19 protein-coding genes are annotated in these 18480 nt (G+C 58.5%); 14 read left to right on the plus strand and 5 right to left on the minus strand.

The features are described 5' to 3' along the window. Positions 1-157 precede the first annotated feature (157 nt). A complete protein-coding gene (locus tag C8N31_RS11050; protein ID WP_025049727.1) occupies positions 158-487 on the plus strand; it encodes an ElaB/YgaM/YqjD family protein in 330 nt (109 codons plus the stop codon). A 1-nt stretch (position 488) separates the two neighbouring features. Beyond that, complete coding sequence (locus C8N31_RS11055) at positions 489-830, plus strand: phage holin family protein (protein WP_025049726.1); 342 nt, start codon at positions 489-491, stop codon at positions 828-830. Here the strand turns inward: C8N31_RS11055 and C8N31_RS11060 are convergent. Beyond that, positions 814-1170 (minus strand): hypothetical protein, encoded by a 357-nt coding sequence (locus C8N31_RS11060; protein ID WP_037918909.1) that lies wholly within the window; start codon positions 1168-1170, stop codon positions 814-816. The two genes, C8N31_RS11055 and C8N31_RS11060, sit on opposite strands and share 17 nt — an antisense overlap. Before the next feature lie 81 nt (positions 1171-1251). On the opposite strand from C8N31_RS11060, the gene C8N31_RS11065 reads away from it, so the two are divergent. Together C8N31_RS11065 and C8N31_RS11070 are read left to right on the plus strand one after the other, a co-directional pair. Then, complete coding sequence (locus C8N31_RS11065; protein ID WP_025049724.1) at positions 1252-1980, plus strand: Crp/Fnr family transcriptional regulator; 729 nt, start codon at positions 1252-1254, stop codon at positions 1978-1980. A 103-nt stretch (positions 1981-2083) separates the two neighbouring features. After that, a complete protein-coding gene (locus tag C8N31_RS11070; RefSeq protein ID WP_025049723.1) occupies positions 2084-3322 on the plus strand; it encodes a DUF2254 domain-containing protein in 1239 nt (412 codons plus the stop codon). Positions 3323-3324: 2 nt separating this feature from the next. Here the strand turns inward: C8N31_RS11070 and C8N31_RS11075 are convergent, their stop codons facing one another. Continuing rightward, the gene (locus C8N31_RS11075; RefSeq protein WP_025049722.1) at positions 3325-4386 is read right to left on the minus strand and encodes an ABC transporter ATP-binding protein; all 1062 of its coding nucleotides are present in this window, start codon (positions 4384-4386) and stop codon (positions 3325-3327) included. A gap of 21 nt (positions 4387-4407) precedes the next feature. Next, entirely contained in the window at positions 4408-5187 is a 780-nt protein-coding gene (locus tag C8N31_RS11080; protein WP_025049721.1) for an IclR family transcriptional regulator, read from the minus strand. 154 nt (positions 5188-5341) lie between these two features. Here C8N31_RS11080 and C8N31_RS11085 point away from each other — a divergent pair, with 154 nt between their 5' ends. The 10 genes from C8N31_RS11085 to C8N31_RS11130 all read left to right on the plus strand — a co-directional run bounded on the left by C8N31_RS11085 (position 5342) and on the right by C8N31_RS11130 (position 17229). Then, positions 5342-6580 (plus strand): ABC transporter substrate-binding protein, encoded by a 1239-nt coding sequence (locus tag C8N31_RS11085; protein WP_025049720.1) that lies wholly within the window; start codon positions 5342-5344, stop codon positions 6578-6580. A gap of 78 nt (positions 6581-6658) precedes the next feature. Then, positions 6659-7546 carry a carbohydrate ABC transporter permease gene (locus C8N31_RS11090; protein WP_025049719.1) on the plus strand — a complete coding sequence of 296 codons (888 nt, stop codon included), beginning with the start codon at positions 6659-6661 and terminating at the stop codon, positions 7544-7546. Position 7547: 1 nt separating this feature from the next. Continuing rightward, positions 7548-8396, plus strand: a complete 849-nt coding sequence (locus C8N31_RS11095) for a carbohydrate ABC transporter permease (protein ID WP_025049718.1) — start codon at positions 7548-7550, stop codon at positions 8394-8396. Next, the gene (locus C8N31_RS11100) at positions 8393-10477 is read left to right on the plus strand and encodes an alpha-galactosidase (protein WP_025049717.1); all 2085 of its coding nucleotides are present in this window, start codon (positions 8393-8395) and stop codon (positions 10475-10477) included. Before C8N31_RS11095 ends, C8N31_RS11100 begins: the two co-directional genes overlap by 4 nt. Beyond that, positions 10474-12186 (plus strand): IlvD/Edd family dehydratase, encoded by a 1713-nt coding sequence (locus C8N31_RS11105; RefSeq protein WP_025049716.1) that lies wholly within the window; start codon positions 10474-10476, stop codon positions 12184-12186. The genes C8N31_RS11100 and C8N31_RS11105 overlap by 4 nt, the downstream gene beginning before the upstream one ends. Then, positions 12186-12953 carry an SDR family NAD(P)-dependent oxidoreductase gene (locus C8N31_RS11110; protein ID WP_025049715.1) on the plus strand — a complete coding sequence of 256 codons (768 nt, stop codon included), beginning with the start codon at positions 12186-12188 and terminating at the stop codon, positions 12951-12953. Before C8N31_RS11105 ends, C8N31_RS11110 begins: the two co-directional genes overlap by 1 nt. Positions 12954-12957: 4 nt before the next feature. After that, the gene (locus tag C8N31_RS11115; protein ID WP_025049714.1) at positions 12958-13854 is read left to right on the plus strand and encodes a 2-dehydro-3-deoxygalactonokinase; all 897 of its coding nucleotides are present in this window, start codon (positions 12958-12960) and stop codon (positions 13852-13854) included. Next, on the plus strand, positions 13851-14456 hold the full coding sequence (locus C8N31_RS11120; RefSeq protein ID WP_025049713.1) for a 2-dehydro-3-deoxy-6-phosphogalactonate aldolase: 606 nt from the start codon (positions 13851-13853) through the stop codon (positions 14454-14456). Before C8N31_RS11115 ends, C8N31_RS11120 begins: the two co-directional genes overlap by 4 nt. Beyond that, positions 14453-15298, plus strand: a complete 846-nt coding sequence (locus tag C8N31_RS11125) for an SMP-30/gluconolactonase/LRE family protein (protein WP_025049712.1) — start codon at positions 14453-14455, stop codon at positions 15296-15298. Before C8N31_RS11120 ends, C8N31_RS11125 begins: the two co-directional genes overlap by 4 nt. Then, positions 15295-17229, plus strand: coding sequence for a beta-galactosidase (locus C8N31_RS11130; RefSeq protein WP_231476901.1), 1935 nt, complete (start codon positions 15295-15297; stop codon positions 17227-17229). Before C8N31_RS11125 ends, C8N31_RS11130 begins: the two co-directional genes overlap by 4 nt. On the opposite strand, the gene C8N31_RS11135 is transcribed toward C8N31_RS11130, so the two are convergent. Both C8N31_RS11135 and C8N31_RS11140 read right to left on the minus strand, forming a co-directional pair. Beyond that, complete coding sequence (locus tag C8N31_RS11135) at positions 17226-18107, minus strand: MBL fold metallo-hydrolase (RefSeq protein WP_025049710.1); 882 nt, start codon at positions 18105-18107, stop codon at positions 17226-17228. The two genes, C8N31_RS11130 and C8N31_RS11135, sit on opposite strands and share 4 nt — an antisense overlap. Before the next feature lie 101 nt (positions 18108-18208). Then, positions 18209-18421 (minus strand): YgaP family membrane protein, encoded by a 213-nt coding sequence (locus C8N31_RS11140; protein ID WP_025049709.1) that lies wholly within the window; start codon positions 18419-18421, stop codon positions 18209-18211. Positions 18422-18480: the final 59 nt, after the last annotated feature.

Here is an 18480-nt window from a genome sequence, read left to right on the forward strand (position 1 = left end):
TGTGTTGGTGCGCCGCAACGTGGCGCTGATCTGAGACACCAACGGGCGGCCCCTTGGACAAGTTCCAAAGAATCTTGATCAATGTTTTTTGGAACCTTTTGCGCAGCCAGCTGTTTGTTGGTCAGAGACGAATAACCAAACGATAAGGAGTGACTTTATGGCACGCGCCAGCACCAACGGTTCCACAAAGGACGTTTCCGTCCAAGACCTGACAGATCAGATCGAAACCCTCCGCAAGGATCTGAGCGATCTGACAAGCACTATGGCCGACATGGGAAAAGCCAAGAAAGCCCAGCTTGCCGATGCCGCAGCACAGCAGGTTGAAACCGCCCGCAAAAAAGGTATCGAAACCGCAGATATGCTGGGCGGTCATGCCCGTGACGTGCAGGGGCAGGCCAACGATTTTGTGAAATCGCAACCGGCCACCGCGCTGGGTATCGCCGCTGGGGTTGGCTTTCTCGTCGGTTTGATGAGCACGCGCCGCTAACATGCTCAGCAAGGTCAAACATTCCGCGGCACGGGCCGCGCGCAAGGCCGGGATGGTCAGCGCGGGCGCCCTGTGCGTTCTGGTCGGGGCCGGTTTCTTGACCGGCGCTGCCTGGATCTTTCTGGCAACCGCCTATGACACGCTGATCGCAGCCTCTGTGATCGGCGCGGCCTATGCGGGCATCGGTTTGCTTTTGGTTGGACTGGCCGGATCAGACGAGCCGGAACAACACTCCGCACCAGAACCTGATCCCAAGGCGGCCCCGGCATCTGCTGATGCGCCGCCACTTTTGCAGGCCTTTTTGTTTGGATTGCAAGCCGGCGCCTCTAGTGATCGGCGCTAAGCCGCGAAACGGCCTTTTCCACCATTTCCGCAGAAAAAGGGCGCGGCAACACCACAACATGCGGCGCGGCATCATAAACAGCCTCCGCAGCATCGCTTAACAATATGCTGCGCTCCGCGAGGTCACATTGGACCAAAGCGGCGCTATCGTCCTCCGGCGGATCGGACCTCGGCTGCCAAATTATCAACGATGCCTTGCCGTAGTCTTTCACCGCCTCTCTGGCGACCGCCGCCGACCGAAAGGTGACGACATCCGCACTGGGATCCAAATCCTGCAACGTTTGTGCAAGATCCAGCGCCACGACGACATCATCCAGAACGATGACAACTTTTCTGCGCATGTGCTTTTCCCCAAAGTGAAGCACCAGCATACCGCCGCAAAAACACACCGCATTAAACTATGACATAGGAGCAGACATTAAATGGCCCAGAAGTGCGAGAATTGCCCGCTACGTCAAAAACCGCTTTTTCAAGACCTGTCACCGGACGAGGTCCGCTTTATGCAAAAGTTCAAGGTTGGCGAACTTGTCGTTGATCCGGGCGCGCCCATCTTGATGGAAGGGTCCAACAGCCCGCAGCTGTTCACTGCGCTGAGGGGTATGGGCATAAGATACAATACCTTGCAAAATGGCCGCCGTCAGGTGCTGAGCTTTGTTTTTCCGGGCGATTTTATCGGGATGCAGGCAGGGATCATGGGCGAGATGGGGCATTCGGTTGAGGCAACCACCCAGATGACCTTGTGTGTGTTTGACCGGTCGGGCATCTGGAACCTGTTTAAATCCCACCCTGAACGTGCGTTCGATCTGACATGGCTGGCCGCAAGCGAGGAACACTTTCTGGGCGAGGCGCTGTCTTCCGTCGGGCAGCGCAGCGCAATCCAAGCCATCGCGTGGGCGCTGGTGCGCGTGTTCCTGCGGGGTCGTGCGCTGGGGTTGGTGCGCAACGGCGTGATGCCCCTGCCCTTTCGGCAACAGGATTTAGCCGATGCACTGGGGCTTTCGCTTGTGCACACCAACAAAACGCTGGCGGTGTTGCGCGACCGGCAATTGGCGGCTTGGTCAGACGGCGAATTGCAGGTCAACAATCTGGAAGCGCTGGCCGATATTGCCGAAACAGACACCGAAAAACTGCCGGCACGACCAATTTTGTGACATCACATGGAACCAGACGGGTCAATCGTGCGTTAACCCGCGCAGGCTGATCAAGGAAAGATCCGAATATGGCCCCCAAACCTTACCAGTGTTGCGGCCTCAAATGAGCAAACGCGCCCTTGTATCCAAGCTGATCCAAAACGTCCGCGCCAGCTATTGGTTTTTGCCGGGATCTCTGGTTTGTCTTGCCGCGTTGCTGGCGCAGGGCACCTTGTATCTGGATCAGCACCCCGATTTCCTGCCCTTCGATCTTCCCAAGGGTCTGCGCGATACCCAAGTGGACGGCGCGCGTTCCTTGATGTCGATTATCTCACAATCGGTTTTTGGGGTCGCCGGGGTGATGTTCTCAATGACCATCGTGGCGGTGTCCTTTGCCTCGGGCAATTTTGGGCCGCGGCTGATTGGGAATTTCATGCGGGATCGCGGCAATCAATGGAGCTTGGGCATTCTCGTCGCGACCTTTGTCTATGCCCTGCTGATCACCCGCGCGATCCAAAGCCCGACGGGCGCGGATGCAGATCTGTCCACCGCCCTGTTTGTGCCCTATCTGTCGATCCTGATCGCACTTGGGCTGACCTTCGTGTCGGTCTTTACGGTAGTCTATTTCGTGCACCACATTCCCGAAACGATCAACGTCTCCAACATCACCGCGGGTTTGGGAAAACGGCTGGTCGCGGACATCAAAACCTTGATCGACACGCAATCGGACCGTGATCCTTCAACCACACCGACCCAGCCCACAGGTGATCCGGCCATGACCGTCACTTTGGGGCAATCTGGGTATATTCAAACGATGAACAAGGAACAGCTGCGCAATCTGGCGCAGGATCATGACCTGTTCATCGACGTGCCCCTGCCGGTTGGCGAATTTGTGACCGAAGATACGGTGGTTTTGCGGATTTGGGGGCCTCAGGTTCCCGATGAGGCGAAGGAGGAATTGACCTCCTGTTTCGCGCTTGGCCACAGCCCGACAGAAAGTCAAAACCTGATGTTCATTGTTGATCAACTGGTCGAGATGATTGCCCGCGCCATGTCACCGGGGGTCAATGACCCGTTCACCGCGATCAACTGTTTGAACTGGCTGCACTCGGCCTGTGTCGCAGCCGCCAATCACAAAGGCGGGTTGCGCCCCGTGCAGGACGGACCGGTGAAAACCAAAGCGCTGGAGTTTGGGGATCTTCTGGAGGCCAGCTTTGGCGTGCCGTGGAAGTATATCCACGCCGATCCCCTCTGCGCCCGTCATATGCGGGTGATCTTTGCCAAGCTGCCCAATCAGCTAGAAGATCCCGAACATCTGGATAGCTTTCGTGCCTTTATGGATCGGGTTGACCCGGCAATCTGATGTTAACGCAGCCGCGCCTCGGTTTTGGCATCAAAGAAATAGGCCGTGTCCGGGTCAAGAACCACGTCGACTGAGGTGCCCGATTTGATCAGTTCATCCCCCTTTGTCTCGACCACGATCCGCTCTGAAGTCGGGGTGTTGAGATAATCATAGGCCACCCCGCCCAGTTGCTCTGAAATATCCACCGTGATCGGGGAGCTTGCCGGCCTGATCGACAGATCCTGCGGGCGCAGGCCCACGGTGATGCTGCTGCCCTCAGTTGGCAAAGCCACCGACGCAGCGATTACGGCATCGCTCAACGCAGGAATGCGCACTTTGCCGCCCTCGACGATACCGTTCACAAAATTCATGCTGGGCGATCCGATGAACCCCGCGACGAACTTGTTATCTGGGTTTTGATAGAGCTCCATCGGGCTGCCGACCTGTTCAATGCGCCCGGCCCGCAGCACAACAATTTTGTCAGCAAGGGTCATCGCCTCAACCTGATCATGGGTCACATAGATCATCGTCGCACCGATCTTGTTGTGCAGGCGGCTGATCTCGACACGCATATCAACGCGCAACTCGGCATCAAGGTTGGACAGGGGTTCGTCGAACAAGAACACTTCGGGTCCGCGCACAATGGCGCGGCCAATGGCAACCCGCTGGCGTTGTCCACCGGAAAGGGCCTTGGGCTTGCGGCCCAGATAATCATCCAGCTGCAAAATCCGGCTGGCTTCGGCAACCTTTTTCTCGATCTCCGCCTTGGGCACGTTGTTCATCTTAAGCCCAAAGCCCATGTTCTCTTTGACCGTCATATGCGGGTAAAGCGCATAGGTTTGGAACACCATCGCGATGCCCCGATCAGAGGGATCATCATGGGTCACATCACGGCCACCAATATGGATCTGGCCGTCCGTGGTTTCTTCCAATCCCGCAATCATCCGCAGCAAAGTGGATTTGCCACACCCTGACGGGCCGACGAAAACGCAGAACTCACCTTCGTTGATCTCAAGATCGACGCCATGGATGACCTGAACATCACCATACTTTTTGACGGCCTTGGTAAGTGTAACACCGGACATTTCAGTATTCCTTCGCGGTTGTTAGGACGGGAATTGCCAAGACGTCGCCTCGGCCCCGATGTTTTCAGCAGCTTGCAAAAGCGGCGCACGGAATGCGTCCAACCCTTCAAGCGTATGGCGGGTTGTAGATGTGGCAATCGACAGCGCCCCAATGACCCGGCCATTGGTGGTCAGCACTGGCGCAGCGATTGAGATGATGCCCTGTTCATGTTCCTGCCGGTCAAAGGCGATACCCGCCTCGCGGATCGCTTCAAGCTCGATCGCGAGGCTCTCGGCGGTGCAATGGGTGGCAGGGGTGTATTGAAAATAGGCCTGTTGATGCAGCGCCAGTTGCAGGCGTTTGGGTGCCATAAAGGCCAGCATCGCCTTGCCCACACCTGTGCAATAGGCGGGCGCAACCTTGCCCGCTTCGGCGAGGGTTTCAAAGCGGTCCGTCGCCTCTAGCTTGTCGACGAACAGCACCTGACCATTGTCGATCTGCGCAAGGTGGACCGTTTCGCCAACCAGTGCCGCCAGTTCTTCGACAAAGGGCCGTGCAATCGGGGCAAGCGAGGCGTTCTTCCATGCCGTATGAGCCAGCCGCATCAGGCGCAGGCCAAGCGAATATGTCCCGTCCTCGGGGTCATAAGACAGCATGTGTTGATTCGTCAGCGTTTGCAGAAAGCGATAGAGCGTGGCTTTGGGATGAACGCTTTGCGCCAGCAGTTCGGAAAACCGGACGGGGCGGCCGATCTCTGCCACCATGTCCAGAATTTCCAAAGCTTTTCCGACTGTTCCGTCGTTTTGAACCGGCTTGTTCACGTCAAATTCCCCTCCCGCTTCAAAGGGCGCGACCCCATGAAACTGTTGACATGGATAGCCGATCAGCGCAGTGTTTTCAATAGTTGAGATTAGGGTTTCATTATTTGGAACCAACCGTCAACAGGGAAAGACCTGGGACCTTAGGGAGGAAACCATGTTCCATCGCACCAAAACTCTTGCCGCCGCTGTGGCAACTTCGACATTGCTTGCCTCATCGCTTTTTGCCGGTGAGCTGGTGATCAACACCGACACATCAGACCCCGCGCCAAAGGCCGCGTTCGAGGCGTTGATCGCAGGCTTTGAAGCAGAAAATCCGGACGTCAAAGTGACGTGGAACTTGTTTGATCACGAGGGTTACAAAACCTCGATCCGCAACTTCCTGACCGCCGATGCACCAGATCTGGCGAACTGGTATGCGGGCAACCGGATGTTGCCATACGTGAACGCCGGCCTGTTTGAGCCGGTTGACGATGTTTGGGCCGAACATGGGCTGAACGAAAGTCTGGCCTCCGCCAAAGGGTCGATGACCATTGATGGCAAGATCTGGGGCGTGCCTTACACCTATTACCAGTGGGGCGTTTACTACCGCAAAGACCTGTTTGAGGCGAACAACATCGCCGTGCCCACCAACTGGGACGAATTCAAGGCGGCGGGCGCAACGTTGACGGCGGCGGGCATCACACCGATCACCATCGGCACCAAATACCTTTGGACCGCTGGCGGCGTGTTTGACTATCTGAACCTGCGCACCAACGGCTATGACTTCCACATGGCCCTGACCAAGGGCGAAGTGGCTTGGACCGATGATCGCGTCCGCGCCACCATGGCCAACTGGAAAGAACTGATCGACGCCGGTTTCTTCCTCGAAAACCACGCCGCCTATTCCTGGCAGGAGGCCTTGGCGCCGATGGTTCAGGGTGACGCTGCGATGTATGTGATGGGCAACTTTGCCGTCGCACCCCTGCGCGAAGCGGGTCTGACCGACGATCAGATCGGGTTCTTCCAATTCCCGGTGATCAACCCCGATGTGCCGCTGGCCGAAGAGGCGCCAACCGACACGATCCACATCCCGGCCAATGCCAAGAACAAAGAGGACGCCAAAAAGTTCCTCGCGTATCTGGCCCGCGCCGATGTGCAGACCCAGATCAACAATACACTGGGCCAGCTGCCGATCAACTCCGGTTCCTCCGTGGGGGACGACAAGTTCCTGCAGGCCGGTTATGAAATGCTCAGCTCCACCACCGGCGGCATCGCACAGTTCTTTGACCGCGACGCGCCAGCCGAAATGGCCAAAGCGGGCATGGAAGGTTTCCAAGAGTTCATGGTCAAGCCAGAGCGTCTGGACGCGATCCTTGAGCGGCTCGAAAAAGTCCGGGGCCGGGTCTACAAATAAAGACGCCGTCTAAACAACGTGCTGCCGCCTGAACGGGCGGCAGCGCAGGCACCATCTGCGGCACTGGGGGAGGATGACATGAAAACCTACTGGAAAAAGAACCAGCAGCGTTTGGCACCCTGGCTGTTTCTCGCGCCGGGCATTGCGATGTTCGCCATCTACGTCATCATCCCGATTTTTCAATCAATGAGTATCTCGCTTTATGCCTGGGACGGCCTTGGCGAAAAAGAATACGTCGGTCTGTCGAACTATGTTGAGCTGATGGACGACGATGCGTTCTATACCTCGCTCAAGAACAACGTGATTTGGCTGGTGCTTTATATGCTGGCGATCCCGGCGGGGCTGTTTGTGGCCCTGTTCCTGAACCAGACAGTGCGCGGCATCCGGATTTACAAGTCGCTGTTTTTCTTTCCTTTTGTGATTTCTCAGGTTGTCGTCGGCCTTGTCTTTTCATGGTTTTACGACCCCAACTTTGGCCTATTGAACATCGCGCTTCAGGCAATTGGCTTTGATCCCATTGCGGTTCTGGCGGATGAGGATTGGGTCACCTACGGCATCATCGCTGCGGGCCTCTGGCCGCAGACGGCTTATTGCATGATCCTCTATCTCACGGGCCTCAACGCGGTTGACCCCGAACAGATCGAAGCTGCGCGTTTGGACAATGCCAAAGGGTTCAAGATGCTGTGGTATGTTGTGTTGCCGCAACTGAAACCGGCAACCTTTATTGCCATGGTTGTAACGGTGATCGGGGCGCTGCGGTCCTTTGACCTGATCTCGATTATGACCGATGGCGGCCCGTGGGGATCGTCGCGGGTTTTGGCATTTTACATGTATGAACAGGCGTTCTCGGAATATGGGTTCCGCATGGGTTACGGCGCGGCGATTGCCGTGGTGCTGTTCCTGATCATGATGGTCTATATCACCGCTTTCCTTGTCAAAATGTACCGCGACGAAAGGGGGCTATGAGATGTTTCCGACACCCATTGAAAAGACCTCAACCGCCAGTCAGACGTTTTACAAGATCGCCCTGCCGATTGCGCTGATTGTTTGGCTTCTGCCGCTTTTGGCTGTTGCGCTGACCTCGATCCGGTCGGCGGGGGACATCACGGCGGGCAACTATTGGGGTTGGCCGACCTCCTTTAACCTGCTTGAGAATTACACTGCAATTTTTGAAAACACGCCGATTGGCAAATACATCCTGAACAGTTTCAAGGTGACGATCCCAACCGTGATCGGCGCGGTGGCCCTGTCGTGCATGACCGGTTTTGCCCTTGGCGTGTACCGCTTCAAATCCAATCTGCCGGTGTTCTTCATGTTCGTTGCGGGTAATTTTGTACCCTTTCAGATTTTGATGGTGCCGGTGCGCGATCTGTCGCTGAACCTCGGCATTTACAACACCACCATGGGGCTGGCGCTGTTTCACATCGCCTTTCAAACCGGGTTTTGCACCCTGTTCATGCGCAACTTTATCAAAGCGATGCCCTATGCCCTGATCGAAGCGGCGCGGGTCGAAGGCGTGAGCGAAATCAAGATCTTCTGGTATGTCGTCATGCCCCTGATGAAGCCCGCGATTGCCGCGCTTTCAGTGCTGATTTTCACGTTCATCTGGAATGACTATTTCTGGGCAACCGTTCTGACCCAAGGGGCCGACACCCAGCCCATTACCGCAGGTCTTTATTCCCTCAACGGGCAATGGGTTGCGGCATGGCATCTGGTATCAGCAGGGTCTATCGTAGCCGCAATGCCACCTGTCTTGATGTTCTTCCTGATGCAAAAACACTTTATCGCCGGTCTGACCCTTGGGGCCGTGAAATGATCCAAAGCTGGCGGTTGGACGATGGACGACAGTCCCTTGTTTTGGGCTGCGCCGATGGGCGTTTGGCCGAAGTGATCTATTGGGGCGCATCCCTGCCCGTGGGTGAAAACCTCGAAACGCTCTATGCGGCAGGCAGGCAGGATGTGACCGGCGGTATGCTGGATAAGGCGCCTGCCTTGTCGATCTGCCCCGATGCCGGACGCAGCTTTCCCGGTCAGGCTGGTCTGTCGCTGCGCGGCGAGGAGGGGTCGGTGATCCATCCTGACCTGCGTTTGGCCGAAGCGCTGCAGGACGCCCATTCGCTGACTCTGGTCTACAAAGACCCTGCAATGGGCCTGACTTATACTGCGACCTTCAACATCAACGTCGCCACTCATATTATCTCGGGCCAAGCGCAACTGTCCTCCGATCATCCCGTGCGCCTCGAGTGGCTGGCGGCGCCGGTGTTGCCCGCACCTCAACTGGCCGATGAGATGATTGATTTCGCGGGTCGCTGGTGCGGTGAATTTCAGATGGTGCACAGCCCGTGGTCCGCTGGCATCCGCATGCGCGAAAGCCGCACAGGCCGCAGCGGACATGAACATTTCCCCGGTTTGGTCCTGCCTTGCCTTGGCGCAACCAACACTCAAGGCCATGCCTATGCCCTGCATTATGGTTGGTCCGGCGGGCACCGGATGGTGGCCGAAGAACTGCCCGATGGCCGCAGACAGGTGCAGTTTGGCAATGCCTCAGCCACCGAATTGGAACCGGGCACAGAATTTGCCACAGCCCCGCTGTATGCGACATTCTCGGCGCAAGGGATCAACGGCTGCGCCACCGCGTTTCAAAGGCATCTGCGCGATGCGGTTGTGCGGTTTCGCGATCCGGCCCGCCCGCGCCCGGTGCATTACAACTGCTGGGAAGCGATCTATTTCGATCACAAACTGCCGGACCTAAAAGACATCGCCGCCCGCGCGGCAAATCTGGGCGCCGAGCGGTTCGTGCTGGACGATGGTTGGTTTGGCAAACGCGATGACGACACCACATCACTTGGTGATTGGGTGGTGGATGCGCGAAAATATCCCGATGGTTTGGGGCCGCTGATTGAGCATGTCCAGGGTCTGGGCATGACCTTTGGCCTGTGGTTCGAGCCAGAGATGATCAACGCTAACAGCGACACCTACCGCGCCCATCCCAGCTGGGTTCTTGGCCCCGAGACCCAAATCACCGGCAGGCAGCAACTGGTCCTTGATATGGCACAGGCCGAGGTGCGCGATTACCTTTTTGACCGGATCTCCGCCCTGCTGGCGGCGCATCCCATCGACTATATCAAATGGGATCACAATCGGGTTCTGCCCGCGCCTGATGCCGCGCAAACCCGCGGTACCTATGCACTGCTGGATCGGCTGGGCGCAGCCCATCCCGAGGTCGAGATTGAAAGCTGCGCCTCGGGCGGCGGGCGCATTGATTTTGGCATTCTGGAGCGCACGCAACGGGTCTGGCTGTCCGACAGTAACGACGCGCATGAACGGCTCAAGATCCAGCACAACGCGGCGTTGTTCCTGCCGATGGTCGTCACCGGAAGCCATGTCGGCCCGCTTCATTGCCACACATCAGGGCGCAAGCATGACATAAGATTCCGCGCTTGGGTCGCGGCCCAGCGGCACATGGGGTTCGAAATGGACCCGCGCGAATTGACCGATCTTGAGACCGATGTCCTGCGCGATGTCACGGGCTGGTGGAAGGCCAATCGCGATTGGATGGCGCGGGCAGATATCCTGCGCCTTGATACAGGCGATGCGGCAATGATCGCAGAGAAGCAGATGGCCGAGGATGGCAGCCGTTTCGTGGCATTTGCCGGTCTTGCAGCCGCGCCTAACCAGATTGTGCCACGTCCCCTGCGCCTGACCGGGTTGGACGCAACCGCCGAATACGAGATCAATCTGCGGAACCGCGATGATCGCGAGCGGCTGTCACGCGGGGCACCGGCGCTGCGCAACGGGCCGGTCACGCTTTCGGGCGCCTATTTGATGAACAACGGTCTCACCCTGCCGTGGTCTTTTCCGGACCGGATGTGGGTGATCGAAGGAAAACGGTTATGACAGATGACAAACGCAGAAACCGGGCGTGGTATGGCAAGGCCGACCGGGACGGGTTTATTCACCGCAGCTGGATGAAAAATCAGGGGTTTCCGGATCACGTCTTTGATGGCCGTCCCGTTATTGGGATTTGCAACACATGGTCCGAGCTCACGCCGTGTAATTCCGGCCTGCGTGATCTGGCCGAAGGGGTGAAGCGCGGCGTCTGGGAGGCGGGCGGCTTTCCTGTTGAGTTCCCGGTGATGTCGCTGGGCGAGACCCAGATGAAACCCACCGCAATGCTGTTTCGCAATCTGCTGGCGATGGATGTTGAGGAATCCATCCGCGCCTATGGGATTGACGGCGTAGTTCTGCTTGGCGGGTGCGACAAGACCACGCCGGGGCAGTTGATGGGCGCAGCCTCGGTCGATCTGCCGACCATCGTGGTCAGTTCTGGCCCGATGCTGAATGGCAAATGGCAGGGCAAGGATATTGGGTCTGGTACGGACGTGTGGAAGTTTTCCGAAGCGGTCCGCGCGGGCGAGATGACCTTGCAAGATTTCATGGCCGCCGAAAGCGGGATGAGCCGGTCGAAGGGCGTGTGCATGACGATGGGCACCGCATCGACGATGGCCTCGATTGTTGAGGCGATGGGTCTGTCGCTGCCGACCAATGCCGCGCTTCCGGCGGTCGACAGCCGCCGCATGGCGCTGGCTCATATGACGGGTAAACGTATCGTTGAGATGGTCGAGGAAGAGTTAAAGCTCTCTGATGTGGTCAGCCGCGAAAGCTTTGAGAACGCGATATTGGCCAATGCTGCGGTGGGCGGGTCCACCAATGCGGTGGTGCATCTGCTGGCGATTGCGGGACGGGTCGGCATTGACTTGAGTTTGGACGATTTTGAACTGGGCAGTGATGTGCCCCTGCTTGTCAACTGTATGCCATCGGGGCAGTACCTGATGGAAGATTTCTGCTATGCGGGCGGGATGCCCGTGGTGCTCAAGGAGTTGGGCGAGATGATGCGCCCGGCCCGTACCGTTCTGGGGGGCGATATCGGTGTCTATGCCGATGGCGCGGAATGCTGGAACGAAGATGTGATCCGCCCGATGTCCAATCCGCTCAAACCCGCTGCCGGTCTGCGGGTGCTGCGCGGCAATCTCGCGCCGCAGGGGGCGATTATCAAACCCTCCGCCGCGACCGAAAGCTTGCTGGAACATGAGGCCGAAGCTTACGTGTTTGAAAGCATCGAAGAGTTCAAAGCCAACATTGACCGCGAAGATTTGCCGGTGACAAAGGACACGATCCTTGTGCTTAAGGGCTGCGGGCCAAAGGGGTATCCGGGCATGCCGGAGGTGGGCAATATGCTGATCCCGGCACGTCTGGTGAAAGAGGGTGTGCGCGATATGGTGCGCCTGTCTGACGCCCGCATGTCCGGCACCGCCTATGGCACCGTGGTTTTGCACATCTCGCCCGAGGCGCAGGCGGGTGGCACGTTGGCTCTGGTCAAAACCGGCGACCGCATCCGCCTGTCGGCCCGCGAAGGGGCGCTTGAGCTGTTGGTCGATGAGGCCGAGCTGGAGACCCGCCGCGCCGCATGGGCCCCGGACCCAGCCCATTACACACGCGGCTACGCAAAGATGTATGTTGATCATGTCCTGCAAGCGGATCAAGGCGCAGACCTTGATTTCCTCGTCGGCAAGGACACCCGCCCCGTCACAAGAGAGAGCCATTGATGCCCACAGCCACGTTTCACGATCTAAAAGATGCCTCCGTTTTCATCACCGGCGGAGGCGCGGGCATTGGTGCCGCGATCACCGAAGGCTTTATCGAACAGGGCGCCAAGGTCGCCTTTGTACAGCGTTCGGATGCCAGCGGGTTTTGCGATGACATGCAGGACAAACACGGGGTGCGGCCGCTGTTCATTCCCTGCGACATCACCGATGTCAGCGCCTTACAAGCGGCTATTTCAACCGCTGCCGAGGCCCATGGCGCGGTGACGGTTTTGGTGAACAACGCCGCCAATGACAAACGCCACGACACCGAGGACGTCACCGAAGAGTTTTGGGACTGGTCTCAGGCGATCAACCTCAAGGCCTATTTCTTTGCCTGTCAGGCGGCAATCGCAGGCATGCGTGCGGCGGGCGGCGGTGCCATCGTCAACTTTTCCTCGATCAGTTACATGATGGGCAATGCCGGATATCCATCGTACACGACGGCCAACGCGGGCATCAACGGCATGAGCCGCAGCCTTGCCCGCGAATTTGGCCCCGACAAGATCCGCGTCAACGCCTTGGCCCCCGGTTGGGTCATGACCGACAAACAGCGCGATCTCTGGGTGACGCCCGAAGCGCTGGCCGCGCATCTGGAGCGGCAGTGCCTGAAAGAGGAGCTGCTACCGCAGGATATCGTGGACGCGGTGCTGTTTTTGGCTTCGAAAACCTCACGGATGATGACCGGCCAGATGATGGTCGTCGATGGCGGAACAGTGGTGACAGGATAACAACATGAACGCGGTTGAATGGATTGCCGTCGATTGGGGCACCTCTGCCCTGCGGGCCTGGCTGATGGGGGCGGGCACGCCCCGGCTTTTGCGATCTGACAAGGGTATGGGCGGGCTGGCACCCGACCAGTTTGAAGCGGCCCTGCTGGATCTGGTTGGCCCTTACCTTGACGGGCCTGTGCCAGTGATTGCTTGCGGGATGGTTGGCGCGCGGCAAGGCTGGGCCGAAGCGCCCTATGCCAAGGTGCCATGTGTGCCGCCGGGGATCGGCAATGCCACCCGGCCAACGGTGGCTGATGCGCGGCTCCACATGCATATTCTTCCCGGCGTGTCGCAGGACAAGCCCGCAGATGTGATGCGCGGCGAAGAAACCCAGATCGCCGGTTTTCTGGCGCAGACACCGGATTTTGACGGCGTGCTGTGCCTGCCCGGCACCCACACCAAATGGGCGCAGATCAGCGCCGGAGAGATCGTCAGCTTTCAAACCGCCATGACCGGAGAACTGTTTGCCCTGCTGTCAGGTCAATCGGTTCTGCGCCATTCAATTGGGACGGGCTGGGACGATGCTGCTTTTGGCGAAGCGCTTTCAGATGCGATGTCACGCCCGCAGGCCATCGCGGCCAAGCTGTTTCAGATCCGCGCCGATAGCCTGCTGCACGCGCCAGCCCCGGACAGCGCCCGCGCCCGGCTTTCGGGCTTGCTCATCGGTCTCGAATTGGCTGCGACGAAACCCTATTGGCTGGGCCAAAGGGTCGCTCTGATCGGCGATGCCGCCCTGTGCGCCCGATACGCCGAAGCGCTGGCCGCGCAAGGCTTACAACCAGAACACACCAACGCGGACGAAATGACCCTCGCCGGGCTGTCAGCCGCCTATGCATCCCTAGAGGAGATTTCATCATGAGCCGCCCCATCATTGCCATCCTGCGCGGCGTCACCCCGGATGAGGCCGTGCCGATTGGCGGGGCCTTGATTGATGCTGGCATTGACCGGATCGAAGTGCCGCTCAACTCGCCCGATCCGCTGCGCAGTATTGAGGCGTTGGCGACGGCGTTTGGCGATCATGCGCTGATCGGGGCGGGGACGGTGTTAACGGCCAAGAACGTGGCAGATGTTGCGAATTGCGGCGGTAAATTGATCGTTTCCCCCGATTGCAACAGCAACGTGATCACCGCCACCAAAGCGGCTGGCATGTTGTCTTTTCCCGGCGTGATGAGCCCGACCGAGTGTTTTGCCGCGCTGCACCACGGGGCGGACGGGTTGAAATTCTTTCCGTCATTTCTGGTTGGCACTGCTGGCCTCAAGGCGATATCGGCGGTGCTGCCCCAAGGCACGCAAACCTTTGCGGTTGGCGGTGTGGGGCCGGATAATTTCGCCGAGTGGCGGGTGGCAGGTGTTACAGGTTTTGGCATCGGAACAGGGGTTTATACACCCGGCTTAACGGCCGCCGAGGTTGGCGAAAAGGCGCAGGCCATCACCGCAGCTTTTGATGAGGCATGGACATGACCGCTCCTGAGGTTTTTGACGATCGCATTTGTGTTCTTGGCGAAGGGCCGCTTTGGCATCCGCTGCGGGGCCAGTTTTTTTGGTTCGACATCTTGCGCAAATGTTTGATGAGCCGGATTGGTGAGCAAACCCTCGAATGGCAATTTGACGAACATGTCTCCGCCGCCGGGTGGGTCGATGAGAACCGGCTGCTCATCGCATCGGAAACCAGCCTTTCAACCTTTGATCTAAACACCGGCGACAGCGAATGGGTGATCGGGCTGGAGGTGGACAACACGGTCACACGGTCCAACGATGGCCGTGCCGACCCCTTCGGAGGTTTCTGGATCGGGACAATGGGCAAATCCGCCGAAAAAGGCGCGGGTTCAATCTATCGTTTCTATAAAGGTGAGCTGCGTAATCTTTACGGTGATATCTCCGTCTCGAACGCCATCTGCTTTGCCCCCGATGGGGCCTGCGCCTATTTCACCGACACCCACAGCAATCAAGTCATGCGCCAACCTCTTGGACCGGATGGTTGGCCTGATGGCGCGCCTGAGGTGTTTATCGATTTGCGCGAACAGGGTCTGAACCCCGATGGCGCTGTTGTGGACAGCACCGGTTGCATCTGGCTGGCGCTATGGGGCGCGGGGCAGATTGCCCGCTATGATCCGCAGGGGCAGTTTCTGTCGGCGATAGATTACCCTGCATCCCAGATGACTTGCCCTTCTTTTGGCGGGCCGGACCTGACCAGACTTTATGCCACCTCTGCTGCTGTGCATCTGGACGAGGCGCAGGGCGGCAAGACCTTTGTGATCCAGACAGATGTGACCGGCCAGCGCGAACATCAGATCATTCTATGACCGATCTGAAACGCAGCCTTGGCACCTGTTATTACCCAGAACACTGGCCCGAAGAGATCTGGGCCGACGACGCCCGGCGTATGGTCGAGGCAGGGCTGACTTGGGTGCGGATTGGTGAATTTGCCTGGTCGCGCCTTGAGGCCGTGCCGGGTGAATACACCTTTGACTGGCTTGACCGTGCGATTGAAACATTGGGCGCGGCTGGGCTCAGGGTCGTGCTGGGCACGCCCACCGCAACACCGCCGCGTTGGCTTGTGGACAAACATCCCGATATGCTGGCCCTCGATGCCGAAGGTCGCCCGCGCGGATTTGGATCGCGGCGCCATTATTGTTTTTCCCATGCGGGGTATCACGCAGAATGCGCCCGTATCGTCACCGAATTGGCCGAACGCTATGGCCGCAACCCTCATGTCGCGGCATGGCAGACCGACAATGAATATGGCTGCCACGACACCACGATTTCCTACAGCGTTGCGGCCCGCGCCGCCTTTCGCGGATGGCTGCGCACCCGCTATCGCGGCGTTGGAAACGACGGGAATATTGCAGCGTTGAATGCCGCCTGGGGCAATGTGTTCTGGTCGATGGAATACGATGACTTTGACCAGATCGAGCTGCCCAACCTCACGGTAACGGAACCAAACCCCGCCCATGCGCTGGCCTTCCGCCGCTTTGCCTCGGATCAGGTTGTGGCCTTCAACCGCTCGCAGGTTGAGATCATCCGGGCCCATTCGGACGCCCCGATCACCCATAATTACATGGGCCGGATCACGGATTTTGACCATTTCAAGGTTGGCGAAGATCTGGATTTTGCCAGTTGGGACAGCTATCCGCTGGGTTTCCTCGAAGATCGGGTCGGCGCGGATGCAGACCATCAGCGCCGCTTTGCCCGGCAGGGTGATCAGGATTTTCAGGCGTTTCACCACGATCTTTATCGTTCCGTTGGCAAGGGCCGCTGGTGGGTGATGGAACAACAGCCCGGGCCGGTGAACTGGGCCCCGTCCAACCCCGCGCCCGCCCCCGGAATGGTCCGGCTTTGGTCATGGGAGGCTTTTGCCCATGGCGCCGAGGCGGTGTGCTATTTCCGTTGGCGGCAAGCGCCCTTTGCGCAGGAACAGATGCACAGCGGCTTGCTGAGGATCGACAGTGCAGACGCGCCGGGGCTGGACGAGGCCCGCAGGGTCGCCGCCGAGATTGCCGAAGCGCCGGAGGTCTCTGCCGCGCAGGCACCGATTGCCCTGATCTTTGACTATGACGCCGATGCCGCTTGGGCGGTGCAACCCCATGGCGCGGGGCTCAGTTATTTTGGGCTTGTGTTTGACACCTACAAGGCCTTGCGCCGTCTGGGGTTGTCAGTGGATATTCTGCCGCCCGGTACGCAGGATTTCAGCGGGTACAAAGTCATCGCCGCACCCGGCCTGATGCACATGCCTGAACCCTTGAAGATCGCTCTGTCGCAGACACAGGCACAGGTGGTCTTGGGGCCGCGCAGCGGGGCGCGAGATGTGGATATGCGCATTCCTTTGCCGCTTCCGCCCGCAATTCCGGGGCTGGATGTGACTGTCGCGCGTGTGGAAAGCCTGCGTGCCGACATGCCCAGACCATTGAAAAGTGGCGGCGCAATCACTGGCTATTGCGAGGAATTGGAAGGCAGTGCAGAGGTGCTGGAGCGCAGTGAGGATGGCAATGCGGTGGTCTGCGCCACAGGGCATCTGCGCTATGTCGGGGCGTGGCTGGATCAGGCTGCGTTGAAACGGGTCATGGCTGCGGCCTGCGCTGATGCGGGGCTGGATACATTGGACTTGCCGGATGCCGTGCGCGTGCGTGACACTGGCAATGAACGGTTCTGGTTCAACTACGATCTGCACGCCGCTGACGCCGAAGGGCGGCGATTGCCGCCCCTGTCTGTGTTGCGAGAAACCTTGCCGGACTAAAGCCCGTTCACTGGCACCTTGAGCATCGGATTACCGTCTTTGTCTGTCGGCACTTCACCCGCACGCATATTTACCTGCAAAGACGGGATGATCAGCTTGGGCACGTCAAGCTGCTTGTCCCGCTCGGTACGAAACTTGATAAACTCATCGCGGGTCTTGCCGCCGCCAACGTGAATGTTGTTGGCTTTCTGTTCGGCCACGGATGTTTCCCACATGATCGCGCGGCCATTGGGGCCGTAGTCGTGGCACATGAACAAGCGGGTCTCATCGGGCAGCGACAACACCTTTTGAATGCTATCGTAAAGCTGCCCTGCATCGCCGCCGGGGAAATCGGCACGGGCCGAACCGCCGTCGGGCATAAACAGCGTATCCCCGGCAAAGGCGGCATTGCCCATTACATGTACCATGCAGGCCGGTGTGTGGCCGGGCGTATACATGGCAAAGCCTTGCATATTGCCCACCATATAAGTGTCGCCATCCTTGAACAGTGCATCAAACTGCGAGCCGTCACGCTGAAACTCTGTGCCTTCGTTAAAGATCTTGCCGAAGGTGTCCTGAACCACAAGGATCTTTTCCCCCACGCCGATCTTGCCACCCAGCTTTTCCTGCAAATAGGGCGCAGCGCTTAGGTGGTCGGCATGCACATGGGTCTCGATGATCCAGTCCAGCGTCAGCCCCCGCTCCGTGATCTCTTTGATCAGTGTGTCAGCGTGGTCATAGGTGATCCGCCCGGCGGCGTAATCGATATCCATCACACTGTCGATGATCGCGCAGTGATTGCTGCTAGGGTCTTTGACGATATAGGTGATCGTGTTGGTGGCCTCATCAAAATGGGCTGAGACGTCCGGCTTTACCGACAGATCAACGGGATAGGTCATAGGATAATCCTTGGTTTCTCGGGGTCAAATGCATGCGTGCCGCGTTCAGAGTAAACGCAGCACGGCAAAGCGCTCAAGGGGTTTGGCAAGGGACAGGCCAATCAGAGTTTGCAGGTCCGGATGCCAAAAATCCGGTAAAGTGGGCAAAACCGCATCGCAGATGTGGCAATCAGTACCAGACCAACCACCACGGCAATCACCGTCGCGGTGCCGCTGGCAAACAGGGCCATATTCGACACAAATGGAAGGGCGATCAGAACCAGCCCCAAAACAATGCGCAATACGCGGTCGATTGATCCTACATTGGCAGTCATCTCATCTCTCCTTTTTCAAGCGTTAACCCATCTTACCAGATGGCGCTGCCTGTCACGGT

It is taken from the genome of Sulfitobacter mediterraneus, assembly GCF_003054325.1.
In the GTDB taxonomy this organism is placed as follows: domain Bacteria; phylum Pseudomonadota; class Alphaproteobacteria; order Rhodobacterales; family Rhodobacteraceae; genus Sulfitobacter; species Sulfitobacter mediterraneus.